Source organism: Arthrobacter sp. H41, assembly GCF_000520535.1.
Taxonomy (GTDB): Bacteria; Actinomycetota; Actinomycetes; order Actinomycetales; family Micrococcaceae; genus Arthrobacter_D.
Genome location: NZ_KI914820.1, coordinates 5,177 through 5,934, shown reverse-complemented (window position 1 = coordinate 5,934; position 758 = coordinate 5,177). Strand labels below are relative to the sequence as shown.

The following is a 758-nucleotide window of genomic DNA, read 5'->3' as shown; positions in this document are numbered from 1 at the left end:
CGGCCGGGAGCCACGGCAGGAGAGTCAGCCGACCAGCTGGGCCCTGGCGTGCGCCTCCTGGAGGGCGTCGGCGGCACGCACGAGGGCAAGGTGGGAGAAGGCCTGGGGGAAGTTTCCCGCCATGCGGCTCCGCCCGGCGTCGTACTCCTCCGACAGCAGGCCCAGTTCATTGCTGTAGCCGACCAGCTGGTTCATGAGTGCTGCCGCCTCGTCCTCCCGGCCACTGTGGGCGTACTGCTCCACGAGCCAGAAGGAGCAGGCGAGGAAGGGGTGCTCGCCCGCCGCCAGGCCGTCGGCCACGGCTTCGGTGCGGTAGCGCGCCAGCAACCCCTCCGAGTTGAGCAGGTCCTTCTCGAGAGCCGCGACCGTGCCCAGCATCAGCGGGTCGTCGTAGTCGACGAACCCGACCTGCGGCAGCTGCCCTGGCGTGCGCCTCCTGGAGGGCGTCGGCGGCACGCACGAGGGCAAGGTGGGAGAAGGCCTGGGGGAAGTTTCCCGCCATGCGGCTCCGCCCGGCGTCGTACTCCTCCGACAGCAGGCCCAGTTCATTGCTGTAGCCGACCAGCTGGTTCATGAGTGCTGCCGCCTCGTCCTCCCGGCCACTGTGGGCGTACTGCTCCACGAGCCAGAAGGAGCAGGCGAGGAAGGGGTGCTCGCCCGCCGCCAGGCCGTCGGCCACGGCTTCGGTGCGGTAGCGCGCCAGCAACCCCTCCGAGTTGAGCAGGTCCTTCTCGAGAGCCGCGACCGTGCCCAGCATC

The 758-nt window shown here is 70.3% G+C and carries 2 pseudogenes; both read right to left on the bottom strand.

The window, feature by feature from the left end:
- Window positions 1-24: 24 nt before the first annotated feature.
- Window positions 25-420, bottom strand: a pseudogene (locus Y705_RS0113650) (glycoside hydrolase family 15 protein); the annotation flags it as partial.
- 10 nt (window positions 421-430) lie between these two features.
- Window positions 431-758: pseudogene (locus Y705_RS21975) on the bottom strand (glycoside hydrolase family 15 protein); the annotation flags it as partial.